This is a genomic window from Mesorhizobium silamurunense, assembly GCF_014843825.1.
GTDB lineage: Bacteria > Pseudomonadota > Alphaproteobacteria > Rhizobiales > Rhizobiaceae > Mesorhizobium > Mesorhizobium silamurunense.
The window spans coordinates 17,129-32,308 of record NZ_JHQR01000137.1 but is presented as its reverse complement, the minus strand read 5'-3'; the positions used below and the strand labels follow the sequence as shown (position 1 = coordinate 32,308).

Here is a 15,180-nt window from a genome sequence, read left to right as displayed (position 1 = left end):
CGATGCCGCAGCCGCCGGTTTCGAGCGTGCCGCGGCGTCCGCAGCAGGAGCTGCCCGTGTTCGCCGCGCTCGATCTCGGCACCAACAATTGCCGGCTGCTCGTCGCCGTGCCTGGCCGGCACGGCCAATTCCGCGTCATCGATGCCTTTTCCCGCATCGTCAGGCTGGGTGAGGGGCTCTCCGCCAGCGGGCGGCTCGGCCAGGCCGCCATGGATCGCGCCGTCGAGGCGCTCAAGATCTGCGGCGAGAAGCTGCGCAACCGCAAGATCAGGAAGGCAAGGCTGATCGCCACCGAGGCCTGCCGCTCCGCCGAAAACGGCGTCGAGTTCCTCGAACGCGTCGAGCGTGAGGCAGGGCTGAAACTGGAGATCATCGACCGCCAGACCGAGGCCCGCCTGGCCGTCTCCGGCTGCGGCTCGCTGGTCGAGCGCGATACGCGCGGCGTGGTGCTGTTCGACATCGGCGGTGGCTCGTCCGAGATCGCGCTGATCGATCTCACGCGCGGCCAGCGCTCGCCGCGGCTCGCCAACCACATCGTCTCCTGGACCTCGCTTCCCGTGGGTGTCGTCTCGCTCGCCGAGCGCTTCGGCGGCCGCACGGTGACGCGCGAAACCTTCACCGCCATGGTCGACGACGTTGCGGTGCGGCTCAAGGCGTTCGACGGGCGCGACCGGCTCGCGCATGTGCTGGCCAGCCCCCAGTTCCACCTGCTCGGCACCTCCGGCACGGTGACGACGCTGGCCGGCGTCCATCTCGATCTCGAGCGCTACGACCGCCGCCGCGTCGACGGGCTGTGGATGGACCGTCAGAGCGTCGACCGGATGGTGGAAAAACTGATCGGCTGGGATTTCCAGCAGCGCGTCGCCAATCCCTGCATCGGCGCCGATCGCGCCGACCTGGTGCTTGCCGGCTGTGCTATCCTGGAAGCGATCCGCGGCGTGTGGCCATCTGAGCGGCTCCGCGTCGCCGACCGCGGCTTGCGCGAGGGGATTTTGAGCGAGCTGATGGCCGATGACGGCGCCTGGCGCAGAGCATGATCCCAAAAAGTGGAAGCCGGTTTTGGAAGAGATCGTGCTCAAGAGAGAACGGCCATGAGCAAGAAGCCTGAAAAGCCTGGCTCGGCCGGCATGCGCGTGCTCAAGACCAGGATCAAGAAGAAGAGCGGCCTGAAGGAATCCTCGCGCCGCTGGCTCGAGCGCCATATGAACGATCCCTACGTGCAGCGCTCCAAGGCCGACGGCTACCGCTCGCGCGCCGCTTACAAGCTGATCGAGATCGACGACAAGCACCATCTGCTCAGGCCCGGCATGAAGGTGATCGATTTGGGTGCCGCTCCCGGCGGCTGGTGCCAGGTGGCGGCGGCGCGCACCAGGTCGACGGCCGAGAACCCGCATGTCGTCGGCATCGATTATCTCGAGATGGACGCGGTGCCGGGCGCGCCTGTGCTGCTGATGGATTTCCTCGACCCGGAGGCGCCGCAGAAGCTGTCCGAAGCGCTCGGCGGCCAGCCCGATGTCGTGCTGTCGGACATGGCGGCTCCCACCACTGGCCACCGTCGCACCGACCATCTGCGCACCATGCACCTATGCGAGGTCGCCGCCGATTTCGCGCTGCAGGTCTTGAAGCCCGGCGGGCATTTCCTCGCCAAGACTTTTCAGGGCGGCGCCGAGAACGAGCTCTTGTCTCGGCTGAAGCAGAACTTCCGCTCGGTCCACCACGTCAAGCCGCCAGCTTCGCGGGATGAATCGGTGGAGCTTTACCTGCTGGCGAAGGATTTTAAGGGGTAGCACCTTTCCTTCTCCCCTTCTTGTGGGAGAAGGTGGCCGAGCGAAGCTCGGTCGGATGAGGGGGGCTCCAGGGAACTCCAACGCGCTGCGCGCCGATCCACCTTTTCCCACAAGGGGAAGAAGGGAAGGGCGCCTACTTCCCCGCCGTCCCCACCGTCTCCAGCGCCTTCGGCGTCGTCAGCCTGCCATGTCCGGAAACGGCGTTGCCGGCATCGGGCGCCAGCCGCATGAAGGTCAGCGAGGCGATCGCCGAGACGGCCGCGACGATGAAGAAGGCGATGTGGAAGTCGCTCAGCGTCAGCGGCCCGCCATGGATCGAGGTCGACACCTCCAGTATTCCGCCGGCCAGCGCCACGCCGAGCGCGATCGAAAGCTGCTGGAAGACAGCGGTGATCGGCGTCGCCTTGCTGGTGTCGGCGGCGGAAATCTCGGCATAGGAGAGTGCGTTGACGCCGGTGAAGAACATCGAACGGATGAAGCCGCCGACCAGCAGGATCGCGAGCATCAGCGCATAGGGTGTTTCGGGGGTGAAGAGGCCATAGATGGCGATCGAGCCGGCGGCGATCAGCGAACCGCAAATCAGCACCCGGCGGAACCCGGCGAGCCTGAAGAGCAACGCCGTGACGAACTTCATGCCGATGGCACCGATCGCCGAGACGAAGGTGATCATGCCGGACTGGAACGGCGTCAGGCCGAAGCCGATCTGGAACATCAGCGGCAGGAGGAACGGCACAGCGCCGATGCCGATGCGGAACAGCGAGCCGCCGAGCACGGAGGAACAGAACACCTGGTTGCGGAACAGCTCCAGCGCCAGCAGCGGGTTTTTGGCGCGCCGCGCATGCAGGAGGTAAAGCACGCCCGAAACCAGGCCGACGGCAACCGTGATGAAGCCGGCGATCGGCGGCAGAGCGGGCAGGCTGACGACGGAGAGGCCGAAGACGATTCCGGAAGCCGCTAGCCCACTCAGCACGAAGCCGGGGAAGTCGAGCGGCGGTGTTTCGGTCGGCCCTGTTTCCGGCAGATAGCGTGTCGCGAGCCAGATCCCGACGAGTCCGATCGGGACGTTGATGAGAAAAATCCAGTGCCAGGTGAAATAGGTGGTGATGAAACCGCCGATCGGCGGTCCGACCAGCGGCCCGACCAGTGCCGGCACCGTCAGCCACGACATCGCCGCGACAAGCTCGTTCTTCGGCGTGGCGCGCACCAGCACCAGGCGCCCGACCGGCGTCATCATGGCGCCGCCAATGCCTTGCAGGAAGCGCGACACCACGAAGGCCGGCAGCGAATAGGCAAAGGCGCAGGCAACCGAGCCGGCGATGAAGACGGCGATCGCGGCGCGAAACACGTTCTTGGCGCCGAACCGGTCCGCCATCCAGCCGCTGATCGGAATGAAGATCGCCAGCGACACCAGATAGGCCGTCAGCGCCAGCTTCAGCGCGATCGGGCTGGTGTGGATATCGATGGCGATCGCCGGCAGCGAGGTCGCAATCACGGTCGAATCCATGTTCTCCATGAAAAGTGCGACCGCCAGGATGAGCGGGATGATGCGGTTCAAGGGAGCGCCCTGAGTTGTCTTCGCGATTCTGGGGCCCGGCTGGGGGCAAGCCGGCACGCCCGGGCGGTTATCACGCACAGGCCCGGATGTCGCATTAAATTGCTGTCACTTTTGTGCGACCGCAACCATTGGTGGCCGTCACGACCCGGCAAATGGCTTGCTAAATTCGGACGCATCACTATTGTAGTGAAAATAACTACAGGCAGGTGCAATCATGGACGAAGCCGTTTCGGCAGCCGATGCCAATCGCAGATTCTCCCATATCCTGCGTGAGGTACGGGAGGGCCACAGCTACGTCGTGACCAGCCATGGGCGGCCGGTGGCGCGGATCGTGCCTGCGGACAAGCACGAGGGCGTAGCCTCCCGCTCGCGCGCGGCATTGCTGTCGCGGCTCGAACGGCAGCCGATCGTCGATGCCGGACGCTGGACCCGCGACGAGCTTTATGAGGACGATCGGTGAAGGTCGCGATCGACACCAACGTCCTTGCCTGTGCGGAGGGCGTCAATAATATGGAGAAACGCGACGTCGTTCTCGAACTGCTGCACAACCTTCCACCAGAGGCCGCCATTATTCCGGTCCAGGTGCTGGGCGAACTGTTCAATGTTCTCGTCCGCAAAGCCGGAAGGTCGCCTCAGGAAGCTCGGGATGCGTTGCTTGGCTGGAGCGACGCCTTCCCGGTTGCTGGAACGACGCCGGACGTGATGATGACGGCTGTCGATCTTGCAGCGGACCATCGCTTCGGCATCTGGGATGCTGTCACTCTCTCCGCTGCTTCGCACACAGGTTGCCGGCTGCTCCTGTCGGAAGACCTGCAGGACGGCTTCACCTGGGGCGGTGTAACCGTCGTCAATCCTTTTGCATCGCCGCGTCATGCTTTGCTGGATGCTCTCCTGGGTGCGGAATAGAACCTGAAGCGTCTCGCAACGATCGGCTTTTCAACCGCAGCAGGACGTGTTACCAGCCAGCGCCAATCCTGAAAGGGAAGATGAGAGTCGGCGCTGGCCATTTCGGCCCAGCGCCTTTTCCGCATTCAAAAGGACTGGCCATGGCAAAAATCATCGAGACGTCCACCGGCACGTTGGCGCTGACCTTTGACGACGTGCTGTTGCAGCCCGGCCATTCCGAGGTGATGCCCGGCCAGACCGACATCCGCACCCGCATCGCCGGCGACATCGATCTCAACACGCCGATCCTGTCGGCCGCCATGGACACCGTTACCGAAGCGAGGCTGGCGATCGCCATGGCGCAGGCCGGCGGCATCGGCGTCATCCACCGCAATTTCTCGCCGGCAGAGCAGGCCGAGCAGGTCCGGCAGGTGAAGAAATTCGAGTCGGGCATGGTGGTCAATCCCGTCACCATCGGCCCCGACGCGACGCTGGCCGACGCGCTGGGGCTGATGCGCGCGCATGGCATTTCCGGCATTCCGGTGGTGGAAAATGGCGGCACCGGCGGCCACACCGTCGGCCGGCTGGTCGGCATCCTCACCAACCGCGACGTACGCTTCGCCTCCGATCCGTCGCAGAAGGTCTACGAGCTGATGACCCGTGAGAACTTGATCACGGTGAAAGAGAATGTCGACCAGGACGAAGCGAAACGCCTCCTGCATAAGCACCGCATCGAAAAGCTGGTGGTGGTCGACCGGAAGGGCAATTGCGTCGGCCTGATCACCGTCAAGGACATCGAGAAGTCGCAGCTCAACCCGCACGCCACCAAGGACGCGCAGGGGCGCCTGCGCGCCGCGGCCGCCACCAGCGTCGGCGACGACGGCTTCGAGCGCGCCGAACGCCTGATCGACGCCGGCGTAGACCTTCTGGTCATCGACACCGCGCACGGCCATTCGCAGCGCGTGCTGGATGCGGTGACGCGGGCCAAGAAGCTCTCCAATTCCGTGCGCATCCTGGCCGGCAATGTCGCCACCGCCGAAGGCACGCAGGCGCTGATCGATGCCGGCGCCGACGCCGTCAAGGTCGGCATCGGCCCGGGCTCGATCTGCACCACCCGCATCGTCGCCGGTGTCGGCGTGCCGCAGCTATCCGCGATCATGTCGGCGGTCGAGATGGCTGAGAAGTCTGGCGTGAGCGTGATCGCCGACGGCGGCATCAAATATTCGGGCGATCTCGCAAAGGCGCTCGCCGCCGGTGCAAGTGCCGCCATGATCGGCTCGCTGCTTGCCGGCACCGACGAAAGCCCGGGCGAGGTCTATCTGCACCAGGGCCGCTCCTTCAAGGCCTATCGCGGCATGGGCTCGGTCGGCGCGATGGCGCGCGGCTCGGCCGACCGCTACTTCCAGGCCGAGGTCCGCGACACCCTGAAACTGGTTCCGGAGGGCATTGAAGGGCAGGTTCCCTACAAAGGACCTGTGGCTGGCGTGCTGCACCAGCTTGCAGGCGGCCTGAAAGCCGCTATGGGTTATGTCGGTGGACGCGATCTTGCCGAGTTCCGGGAACGCGCCACCTTTGTGCGCATATCAAACGCCGGACTTCGTGAAAGCCACGCCCATGACGTCACGATCACCCGCGAAAGCCCGAACTATCCGGGCGGAATTTGATCAGGCCGACGAGCGGCCGGATCGCCCGGGCTTGTGGCGTGGCTTGACCGTGACGGTGTTGCGCCTGTCGCGTCATGCGGCGGCGCTCTCCGTCGCTTGCGCCGCGATCTTCATCGCCATGACGGCGCTCGAGTTTTTCTATTTCCGCCGGCTGAGCGGCGGGCTCCCCTCGCTCGACATGCGTGTCACCGGCTTCACGCCCGATGAAGGCATGGCATGGCTGACGGCCCTTGGCCGGCGCGGCGGCGAGATCATCATCGTCTGGCACTATCTGACTTTCGATCTGCTGTTCCCGGCGTTGCTCTCGCTCACCTTGCTCAGCCTGATCCTGGCCTTTGGCCGGCGGCTGCGCAATTTCCGCACCATGCCTGCCCAATTGCAGGCGCTGACGGCGTTGGTGCTGGTTCTGCCTTACACAGTCGCCGATTACGCGCAGAACTTCGCAATTGCGCGGCTGCTGTCCGATTTCCAGTTGGCCAATCCCGATTCGCTGTCCTTCGCCTCGTCGCTGACCGTGACCAAGTTCGCGCTACTGGCCATTCCGGTCGTAGTCGTCGCGGTGTTCGCGCTGGCAGTGCAACGGCGCTGAGCGGGCAGGGGATGAACCAGACCGCCATCTTCTGGCCTATGCTGGCGCATGTGCTCCTGGTCTACATCGTCTATCTGGTGATGCTGAAGCGGCGCTATTTGGCCGTGAAGTCCGGCGAAGCCAAGATCAGCCAGTACAAGGTCCGCTCGACCGAGCCGGCCTCGAGCGTCACCGTCGCCAACAATTTGATCAACCGGTTCGAGCTGCCGGTTCTGTTTCACGTGCTCTGCCTGGCGCTGTTTGTCACCAATGGCGTGAATTACCTGACGCTGGCGCTGATGTGGCTGTTCATCGTCACGCGCTATGTTCACGCCTGGGTGCATCTCAGCAGAAACTATGTGCTGCACCGCAGCCGAACCTTCTTCCTTGGCGCTTTCGTGCTTCTCGTCGCCTGGATCTGGTTCGCGCTGCACCTGCTTGGGGCAGTGTGAGTCTCGCCTTTCCTTCTCCGAAGAAAGGGAGAAGGAAAGGTCGATGCTAGAGATCGAACACCGCGATCCTGCGCTTGTCGAACTTGATGCCGATCTCGCCACGCACCAGCCTGAGCGCCTGCTCGCCGAACACGGCGCGCCGCCAGCCTTGCAGCGCCGGCACGTCGGCGGCGTCGCCCTCTGCGGCGATGCGGTCGATGTCGTCGCTGGAGGCGAGCACCTTGGATGCGACGCCCTCCTTCTCGGCGACGATCCTGAGCAGCACCTTGAGCAGTTCCGCCGCCGCGCTCGAGCCTTCCGGTGGCTGGAACGTCTTCGGCAGTTTGGGCATCGCTTCCTTCGGCAGGGCAAGCGCCGTGTTGACCGCGCCGAGCAGCGCGGTCGCTGTCGCCGACCGTTCCCAGCCCTTCGGCGTCGTGCGCAGCCGGCCGAGAGCCGTTGCATCGCGCGGCGCCTGTTGCGCGATCTCGTAGATCGCGTCGTCCTTGAGCACGCGGCCACGCGGCACGTCGCGCTCGCGCGCCTCGCGTTCGCGCCATGCGGCTATCGCCTGCACGATCGCCAGTTCCTGCGGCTTGCGCAGCCGCATCTTCAGGCGTTTCCAGGCATCCTCGGGATGCGGATCGTAGGTCTCGCGCGAGGTGAGAACGTCCATCTCCTCGTTCAGCCAATGGGCGCGGTCCTCCCGCTTCAGCTCGGCGCTGAGGTGCTGGTAGACCTTGATCAGATGGGTGACGTCGGCGAGCGCGTATTCGAGCTGCTTGTCGGAGAGCGGCCGGTGCCGCCAGTCGGTGAAGCGCGAGGATTTGTCGAGCCGCGCGCCGGTGATGCGCTGCACCAGCTGATCGTAGGACACGCTGTCGCCGAAGCCGCAGACCATGGCCGCCACCTGCGTGTCGAACACCGGATGCGGCACCAGGTCACCCAGATGGACGATGATTTCGATGTCTTGGCGGGCGGCGTGAAAAACCTTGACCACCGCTTCGTTGGCCATCAGCCGGAAGAACGGTTTCAGGTCGATGTCGGGCGACAGCGGATCGATCAGCGCAGTCACGCCGGGCGCTGCCATCTGGATGAGGCAGAGGATCGGCCAGAAGGTCGTTTCGCGGATGAATTCGGTATCGACGGTGACGAAGTCCGATTTTTCGAACGCCGCGATAACGCTTTCGAGTTCAGCTTGGGTGGAGATGACGTGCATCAAATCGCTTTTGGCATCATATCAGGCCTTCTTCAATTTCAGCCGCAAACGCTTTCGTCAAGCCGCAGCTAGTCCTGCTTGTCTGAATCGCCGCTCCGCCGCGCCAGCCGCGCGAACAGCGTCGAGGTGCGCAAAAGCGCGGTGAAGCGGCTGCGGCTGCCGGCCGGCACACCCGACCGCACCTGCATACGGTAAAGGATCACGATGATGAGAACGGCGTAGACGGCGGCGCTGAAGACGAACAGCGCGCTCTGCCCGAAATGCTGCATCACCGCCGACGCCGCGATCGGACCGCTGATCGCGCCGAAGGAATAGAACAGCATCAGCGCCGCGTTGATCAGCACGAATTCGCCTTTGTCGGCCCGGTCGTTGGCATGCGCGGCTGACAGTGAATAGAGCGGCATGGCGAAGCTGCCGAAGATGAAGACGATGACAAAGTTGAGGAACGGGTCGGCGCGCGCCACGAAGGCGAGCGCCAGCGCGGCAAGCATGGCGCAGCACGTCGTCGTCAACAGCACCGACCGCCGGTCCCGGCGGTCGGAGAGATAGCCCAGCGGATACTGGATGAGGGCGCCTCCGAATATGCCGACGCTGACGAAGGTCACCACATCGGCAACCGACATGCCGATCTCCTCGGCGTAGACCGGCGACAGCGTGCGAAAGGCGCTGTTGGTGACGCCGACGGCGATGCAGCCGATCGAGCCGAGCGGCGAGATCCGCCAGACGCGCGGCAGGTCGAGCTTGACGTCTTCAGGCGGCGCCGGGTTCGAGCGGTCCCCGAGCGAGACCGGCACCAGCGAAAAGGTGATCATCATCGACATGACGGCGAAGATGGCGAAACCGCCGGCGCCGAAGATCGGAATCAGGAATTGCGCGCCGGTCACCGAGCCGATGTCGACCATGCGGTATATGGCTAGCACCCGGGCGCGGTCCTTGTTGCCGACACCCGAATTCAGCCAGGCTTCCATGACGGTGAACAGGCCGGCGAAGCAGAAGCCGCCGGCAAAGCGCACCGCGCACCACATGACGGGGTCGATGACGAGCACCAGAAGCAGCGTACTGACCGAGGCGATCGCGGCGAGCGCGGCAAAAGTCCTGACATGGCCGACCGCCTTTAGGATGCGGGTGACGGCCAGGCAGCCGAGCAGGAAGCCGGCGAAATAGAACGTGCCCATGAGGCCGATATCGGAAGCGGAAAAACCTTCCTGCGCACCGCGCAATGCGATCAGCGTGCCCTGCAGCCCGTTGCCGCCAAGCAGGATGCCTGCGGCGATGAGGAGTGGGATAAGCGGGCGGATGGAGGACATTGAAGAGAGGCAATCACGGATCTGTGACCTCTTCTTGGACCATAGATGGCGTCAATGCCAGCGGCAAATGCCTGGACGAAGACCCGGCCACGTCCTCGAACCCGGCTCGAAGCATGTCCCCGAGCAACAGGATTCTACGCTTTGCCCGCTGGCACTTCTATTTTCCGGCCGGTCACAGCCGGCCCGTCGCTTGGAATTGTCCTGATATTCTCCCGGGATGGCCTCCGGCCAAGCGAGCCTGCGGTCAGCAGGCTGAGCACGATGAAGGGAATGCCGATCCCGTAGGCGGAGCGGATGCCCCAGTGCTCCGATACGAAGCCGAGCAGCGGCGGACCGAGCAGGAAGGCGATGAAGGAGATCTGCGAAAGCGCCGCGACGTTGATCGCCGCCGGGCGATCCGTCCGTTGTGCGGCGGCGGAGATCGCCAGCGGGAAGAGGGCGCTGCTGCCGATGCCCAACAGGGCAAAGCCCAGCATCGACACCAACGGCGCGGGTGAGAAGAAGACGAAAAGAACGCCGGCCGCCATCGCTGCAAGCAGCACGCGCGCGACCCCGCTTGGCGAGTGGCGGTCGACAAAGGAGTCGGCGAAGAAGCGCGTGGTCGCCTGCGAGAAGGCAAACAGCGCCACGGTGAAGCCGGCGACGAAGGGGCCCGAGACGAACACAGTGCGCATGTAGATCGCCGACCAGTCGATACTGGCGCCTTCCAAAAGCATCGCCGAAAGCGTCACCGCCACGAGGACGAGAATCGACAGCGTCGGCCGGGCGAACATCGGCGCCTTGTCGCCGGTGCCGGCGAAGCGGGCAGGCGCCGGTTCGAAGCCGCCGAGGAACAATGCCATCGAAACCGCCACCATCGGCACCACCAGCGCCAGATGCAGCTGCGGCGACAGGCCGAGATGCGCCAAGGCGCCGCCGAAGAGCCCGGCGCCGAAGAAGCCCGCGCTCCAGAAGGAATGCGCCCGGTTCATGATGCGGCGCCTGAGCAGGAACTCCGTCCTGTCGGCCTCGACATTGAGGATGATCTCGACGCTGCCGATCATCAGGCCGACCGGCAGCAGCATCAGGAACAGGGCGACCGGTCCCGGCGCGTGCACGGCAATGGAATAGACAAGCGCGATCAACGGCACGAGCCAAAGCAGCGCCCGCCGAAAGCCGACACGCTCCAGCACAGGCGTCGCCAGCGTCAGCGCCGTCAAGGTGCCGATCGGCGTCCCGATCAGGCTGAGACCCAGCATGCCGTCCTCGATGTCCATGGCGCGCTTGATGTCCGGCAGGCGCGGGAAAATGTTGCCCATGGCGAAGGAGTAGATCGCGAAACCGGCATAGACGCGGTGCTGAGGGGCGAGTTTCAAGCCAAAGGTCATTGCGGCACTTTCCATTGGGGGAGACTGGGACGGCATCGCCGGTCCATTGCGCTATTTCTTGCATAAACATGCAGAACATGCAAGAATGTGCACAAAGAAATAGGATCGTGCATGCTGACCGAAGAACGACACCAATTCATTCGCGACCGGCTGGCGGCGGAAGGAAAGGTGCTGGCCGGCGAGCTCGCCAGCCGCTTCGGCGTTTCGGAAGATACGGTTCGCCGCGATCTGCGCGAGCTGGCGAAAGCCGGGCAATTGCGCCGTGTTTACGGGGGTGCGGTCCCATCGGCGCCCTTTGCGGCGGCAACCATCAGCCAGCGCAGCGGCCATGCCGTCGAGGAGAAGATGCGCCTGGCGAAAGTGGCGGTGGGCGTGCTCGCCTCAGGGCAGACCCTTTTCATCGACGGCGGCACGACCAATGAGGCGATCGCCAGGGCCATCCCGCGCGACGTCGAGCTGACGGTGGCCACCAATTCGATCGCCGTCGCGTCGGCTCTCGCCGGTCTTCCCCTGGTCGAGCTGATTGTGCTCGGCGGCCGGTACGTCCGCGACCTCGGCACCTGCGTGGGCGGGGACACGCTTGCCGCCGTGGCGCAGCTCGGCGCCGATCTGTTCTTCCTTGGCTCCTGTGGCTTGGACGCCTCGCGCGGCGTCACGGCCTTCGATTCGGCCGAAGCCGAAGTGAAGCGAGCCATGGCCCGGAACAGCGCCGGCATCGTCATCGCCGCCACCACGGACAAGCTCGCCACCGCGGCGCCCTATCGCGTTGCCGCGCCCGATGCGATCCGCCATCTGGTGGTGGAGAAGACGGCGCCTTCAACCATCCTTGCCGATTTCGAACGCCTGGGTGCCGAAATCCACTTTGCCTGATCTCGGGCACCGCGCCTGTGTGACTGCTTACCTTGACAAAGCGGGCCTCTCATGCGCTTTTCGCGCCAATTTTTCGAGCCGGGCTTTCGCCCGCAATTCCGGACTTCACCATGACAATGCATCGTTACCGCAGCCATACCTGTGCCCAGTTGAGAAAGAGCGACGTCGGCAATTCCGTCCGTCTCTCGGGCTGGGTGCATCGCGTGCGCGACCATGGCGGGCTGCTCTTCATCGATTTGCGCGACCATTACGGCCTGACCCAGATCGTCGCCGATCCGGATTCGCCGGCCTTCAAGACCGCCGAGACCCTGCGCGGCGAGTGGGTGATCCGCGTCGACGGCGAGGTCAAGGCGCGCCTGCCGGAGACCGTCAACCCGAACCTGCCGACCGGCGAGATCGAGATTTTCGCGCGTGAGATCGAGGTGCTGTCGGCGGCCAAGGAACTGCCGCTGCCGGTGTTCGGCGAGCCTGAATACCCCGAGGATATCCGGCTGAAATACCGCTTCCTCGACCTGCGTCGCGAGACGCTGCACAAGAATATCGTGGCGCGCACGAAGATCATCGCCGAGATGCGCAAACGCATGGGCGAGGCGGGTTTCACCGAATTCTCGACGCCGATCCTGACGGCCTCGTCGCCGGAGGGCGCGCGCGACTTCCTGGTGCCCTCGCGCATCCATCCCGGCAGCTTCTACGCGCTGCCGCAGGCGCCGCAGCAGTACAAGCAGCTGATCATGGTCTCCGGCTTCGACCGCTACTTCCAGATCGCGCCCTGCTTCCGGGACGAGGATCCGCGCGCCGACCGCCTGCCCGGCGAATTCTACCAGCTCGACCTCGAGATGAGCTTCGTCGAGCAGGACGACGTGCTGTCGACCATGGGACCGGTGATGACGTCGGTCATAGAAGCCTTTGCCGACGGCAAGCCCGTCACCAAGGAATGGCCGCGCATCCCCTACGATGTCGCCATGCGCAAATACGGCACCGACAAGCCGGACCTGCGCAATCCGATCGTGATGGATTCGGTCTCGGATCACTTCCGCGATTCCGGCTTCAAGGTCTTCGCCAACATCCTGACCAACGATCCGAAGGCCGAGGTGTGGGCCATCCCCGCCAAGACCGGCGGCAGCCGCGCCTTCTGCGACCGCATGAACTCATGGGCACAGAGCGAGGGCCAGCCGGGCCTCGGCTACATCTTCTGGCGCAAGGAAGGCGACAAGCTCGAAGGCGCCGGCCCGATCGCCAAGAACATTGGCGAGGAGCGCACCGAGGCGCTGCGCCTGCAGCTCGGCCTCGCCGATGGCGACGCCGCCTTCTTCGTCGCCGGCGACCCGAAGAAGTTCGTCGCCTTCGCGGGCGCCGCGCGCACGCGCGCCGGCGAGGAGCTGAACCTCGTCGACCGCGACCGGTTCGATCTCTGCTGGATCGTCGACTTTCCCTTCTTTGAATGGAACGAGGACGAGAAAAAGATCGATTTCGCCCACAATCCGTTCTCGATGCCGCAGGGCGGCATCGATGCCCTCAACAGCCAGGACCCGCTCAGCATCAAGGCGTTCCAGTATGATGCGGTGTGCAACGGCTATGAGATCGCTTCGGGCGGCATCCGCAACCATCTGCCGGAGACCATGGTCAAGGCCTTCGAGATTGTCGGCTTCGACCGCCAGACGGTGGAAGACCGCTTCGGCGGCCTCTATCGCGCCTTCCAGTATGGCGCGCCGCCCCATGGCGGGGCGGCGTTCGGCATCGACCGCGTCGTCATGCTCCTCGTCGGCGCGAAGAACCTGCGCGAGATCACCATGTTCCCGATGAACCAGCAGGCCTACGACCTGCTGATGAACGCCCCGTCGGAAGCCACTCCGCAGCAGCTTCGCGAGCTGTCGCTGCGCGTCGCGGCGGCCAAGAAAGAAGGCTAGGAATCGCGCTCAAGCGGTTCGACTTGCTCGAAGAATCGAGTTTGGACAACAAAAGCCTGGCAGCGATGCCGGGCTTTTGTTTGAACGTTTCGTTTGATCAGTCCTCGTTCGCCTTGACCTTGACGCCGAGCGTCTTGGGCAAGTCGAGCGGGTTGGACATGGCGCCGGCCATGATCAGCGCGAATGGCACCGACGACGGCGGCTCGGCCGAGATCTCGAGGCTCTTGGGATCGTCGAGGAACTTGTTGACCGCCGCCGAGACCTCGGCCGTCAGTTCCGGGTTGTTCAGCTGCGCCATGCCGAACGGCACGATCGCCTTGGCCTGGTTGGCGACGTCCTTGGCCGACATGCCCTGCTGCTTGCCGACATAGTCGAGCACCTTTCCGGTCAGCGAATCGTCGTCGAAGCGCACCGACGCGCCATTGAAGGACAACTGCTGCAGCAGGCCGAGCATGGCCATGCCCTGCGCGGAATTGTCGGCGCCCTCGGGCTGCGAGGCGAGCTGCTTCTGCATAGCCTGCATCGACTTGATGAAGTCGACCGTGTAGCCGCCGAGGTCGAAGGTCATGCCGAGCGTGCCGGCGTTGTCGACCGATATGTCGTATTTCGACAGCTCCATCTTGCCGTCGCTGGGCTGCCAGGTGCCGGCCATCGAGACGGTGCCGGAGATGTTCTGGTAGCCGAGCGCCTCGATCGCTTCCTTCGACTTAGGGTCGTCGACCAGCGTCAGGTCGGCATTGAACTTTTCCGTATTGGCGGTGAAGTCCATCGCCTTGCCATCGGCCGGCGGGGTGATCTGGACGGCAAGCCCGTCCATCGAGAAGGCCGTCTTGTCGCCGACCTTGACCGTCATGTTGGAGAGCTCGGCCGACTTGTACATCATCAGCGAGCCGAGCGGGTCGGTGCTGCCTTCGGCCGGCACCTTCATGTCATGGATGACGAAGGGGCTGAGATTGAGCGTCACGCCATCCTTGGAGTGCTCGAAGGCCGAGGTCGAGACGGTCGCGATCTCGAAGCCGCCATTGGCCGCGGTGACACCCTCCAGCTTCACGTCGCCGATCGGCAGTGCTTCCTTCTCGGCAGCCGGCTTGATGGAGACGCCCTGCAGCACAGCGTTCGAATCGTCGCCGGAGACCCCGGTCCAGGAAATATCGACGCCCTGGGCGGCAAGCGTTGCCTTGACGCGCTCGGCCACGGCCGGATCGGCGGCCAAGGCGGTATTGAGTGGCAGGGTCAGCAGAAAGGTTGAAAAGGCCAGTTTCTTGAGCATTGAGTGTTGGATTGTCATTGGCGAGTTCCCTGTCCTGAAAGTATTTTGAATTCCTGCCCCATCACCATTCCGCGACGAACGGGACGGGAAAAAGGCGCTTCCCGGCCCATTTGTCGAAAACGGCGATGAAAAGCAAATGCCGGCCGGCACGCTTTTTATGGTGCGGTGAATTTGTCATGAAGACCGCGGCTCTCCTCCGCCGGCGCGTTGCCTGCCCAGATAGAGGGCGCATGTAACAGATTGATGTTGGCCGGCGCCCCACTTTGCAGCCGAAGCCTGTTTCAGATGGGCGGCAAATTGGAGTGCCCGGCCTGGCGGTTCAGTGAAATCTTTCACATCGCTGTTTGCGA

The 15,180-nt window shown here is 64.3% G+C and carries 14 protein-coding genes; 9 read left to right on the top strand and 5 right to left on the bottom strand.

Translation table 11 applies throughout. The annotated features are described in order from the left end of the window. Nucleotides 1-1,037, top strand: a 1,037-nt coding sequence (locus tag DH10_RS15850; protein ID WP_192384954.1) for a Ppx/GppA phosphatase family protein, incomplete at its 5' end; no start/stop codon positions are given. Nucleotides 1,038-1,091: 54 nt separating this feature from the next. Then, the gene (locus tag DH10_RS15845; protein ID WP_192257032.1) at nt 1,092-1,787 is read left to right on the top strand and encodes an RlmE family RNA methyltransferase; all 696 of its coding nucleotides are present in this window, start codon (nt 1,092-1,094) and stop codon (nt 1,785-1,787) included. Between the two features lie 133 nt (nt 1,788-1,920). Here DH10_RS15845 and DH10_RS15840 read toward each other — a convergent pair whose 3' ends face one another. Next, the gene (locus DH10_RS15840) at nt 1,921-3,342 is read right to left on the bottom strand and encodes an MFS transporter (RefSeq protein ID WP_192257031.1); all 1,422 of its coding nucleotides are present in this window, start codon (nt 3,340-3,342) and stop codon (nt 1,921-1,923) included. Between the two features lie 214 nt (nt 3,343-3,556). Here DH10_RS15840 and DH10_RS15835 point away from each other — a divergent pair, with 214 nt between their 5' ends. The 5 genes from DH10_RS15835 (at nt 3,557) to DH10_RS15815 (ending at nt 6,911) form a co-directional block, all read left to right on the top strand. Further along, nucleotides 3,557-3,802, top strand: coding sequence for a type II toxin-antitoxin system Phd/YefM family antitoxin (locus DH10_RS15835; protein ID WP_192257029.1), 246 nt, complete (start codon nt 3,557-3,559; stop codon nt 3,800-3,802). After that, nucleotides 3,799-4,248: a PIN domain-containing protein gene (locus DH10_RS15830; RefSeq protein ID WP_192257027.1), complete on the top strand. Its 450-nt coding sequence runs from the start codon at nt 3,799-3,801 to the stop codon at nt 4,246-4,248. Before DH10_RS15835 ends, DH10_RS15830 begins: the two co-directional genes overlap by 4 nt. Before the next feature lie 140 nt (nt 4,249-4,388). After that, on the top strand, nt 4,389-5,891 hold the full coding sequence (gene guaB, locus DH10_RS15825; RefSeq protein WP_192257025.1) for an IMP dehydrogenase: 1,503 nt from the start codon (nt 4,389-4,391) through the stop codon (nt 5,889-5,891). Between the two features lie 43 nt (nt 5,892-5,934). Then, nucleotides 5,935-6,480 (top strand): hypothetical protein, encoded by a 546-nt coding sequence (locus tag DH10_RS15820; RefSeq protein ID WP_246506612.1) that lies wholly within the window; start codon nt 5,935-5,937, stop codon nt 6,478-6,480. 11 nt (nt 6,481-6,491) lie between these two features. Then, on the top strand, nt 6,492-6,911 hold the full coding sequence (locus tag DH10_RS15815) for an MAPEG family protein (RefSeq protein ID WP_192257023.1): 420 nt from the start codon (nt 6,492-6,494) through the stop codon (nt 6,909-6,911). A gap of 46 nt (nt 6,912-6,957) precedes the next feature. Here DH10_RS15815 and rnd read toward each other — a convergent pair whose 3' ends face one another. The 3 genes from rnd to DH10_RS15800 all read right to left on the bottom strand — a co-directional run bounded on the left by rnd (nt 6,958) and on the right by DH10_RS15800 (nt 10,783). Further along, nucleotides 6,958-8,109 (bottom strand): ribonuclease D, encoded by a 1,152-nt coding sequence (rnd, locus tag DH10_RS15810; protein WP_192384953.1) that lies wholly within the window; start codon nt 8,107-8,109, stop codon nt 6,958-6,960. Between the two features lie 68 nt (nt 8,110-8,177). Beyond that, nucleotides 8,178-9,416 carry an MFS transporter gene (locus DH10_RS15805; RefSeq protein ID WP_192384952.1) on the bottom strand — a complete coding sequence of 413 codons (1,239 nt, stop codon included), beginning with the start codon at nt 9,414-9,416 and terminating at the stop codon, nt 8,178-8,180. Nucleotides 9,417-9,550: 134 nt separating this feature from the next. Beyond that, on the bottom strand, nt 9,551-10,783 hold the full coding sequence (locus tag DH10_RS15800) for an MFS transporter (protein ID WP_192257018.1): 1,233 nt from the start codon (nt 10,781-10,783) through the stop codon (nt 9,551-9,553). 111 nt (nt 10,784-10,894) lie between these two features. Between DH10_RS15800 and DH10_RS15795 the strand changes: the two genes are divergently transcribed. Both DH10_RS15795 and aspS read left to right on the top strand, forming a co-directional pair. Next, nucleotides 10,895-11,653, top strand: coding sequence for a DeoR/GlpR family DNA-binding transcription regulator (locus DH10_RS15795; protein WP_192257017.1), 759 nt, complete (start codon nt 10,895-10,897; stop codon nt 11,651-11,653). A 116-nt stretch (nt 11,654-11,769) separates the two neighbouring features. Further along, nucleotides 11,770-13,560 (top strand): aspartate--tRNA ligase, encoded by a 1,791-nt coding sequence (aspS, locus tag DH10_RS15790; RefSeq protein ID WP_192257081.1) that lies wholly within the window; start codon nt 11,770-11,772, stop codon nt 13,558-13,560. 97 nt (nt 13,561-13,657) lie between these two features. On the opposite strand, the gene DH10_RS15785 is transcribed toward aspS, so the two are convergent. After that, nucleotides 13,658-14,848, bottom strand: coding sequence for a hypothetical protein (locus tag DH10_RS15785; RefSeq protein WP_192257016.1), 1,191 nt, complete (start codon nt 14,846-14,848; stop codon nt 13,658-13,660). Nucleotides 14,849-15,180 lie beyond the last annotated feature (332 nt).

Coding starts and splice junctions, on each gene's coding strand:
- DH10_RS15845 (WP_192257032.1), top strand. CDS start 1,092: ATGAGCAAGAAGCCTGAAAAGCCTGGCTCGGCCGGCATGCGCGTGCTC.
- DH10_RS15835 (WP_192257029.1), top strand. CDS start 3,557: ATGGACGAAGCCGTTTCGGCAGCCGATGCCAATCGCAGATTCTCCCAT.
- guaB (WP_192257025.1), top strand. CDS start 4,389: ATGGCAAAAATCATCGAGACGTCCACCGGCACGTTGGCGCTGACCTTT.
- DH10_RS15815 (WP_192257023.1), top strand. CDS start 6,492: ATGAACCAGACCGCCATCTTCTGGCCTATGCTGGCGCATGTGCTCCTG.
- rnd (WP_192384953.1), bottom strand. CDS start 8,109: ATGCACGTCATCTCCACCCAAGCTGAACTCGAAAGCGTTATCGCGGCG.
- DH10_RS15805 (WP_192384952.1), bottom strand. CDS start 9,416: ATGTCCTCCATCCGCCCGCTTATCCCACTCCTCATCGCCGCAGGCATC.
- DH10_RS15800 (WP_192257018.1), bottom strand. CDS start 10,783: ATGACCTTTGGCTTGAAACTCGCCCCTCAGCACCGCGTCTATGCCGGT.
- DH10_RS15795 (WP_192257017.1), top strand. CDS start 10,895: ATGCTGACCGAAGAACGACACCAATTCATTCGCGACCGGCTGGCGGCG.
- aspS (WP_192257081.1), top strand. CDS start 11,770: ATGCATCGTTACCGCAGCCATACCTGTGCCCAGTTGAGAAAGAGCGAC.
- DH10_RS15785 (WP_192257016.1), bottom strand. CDS start 14,848: ATGACAATCCAACACTCAATGCTCAAGAAACTGGCCTTTTCAACCTTT.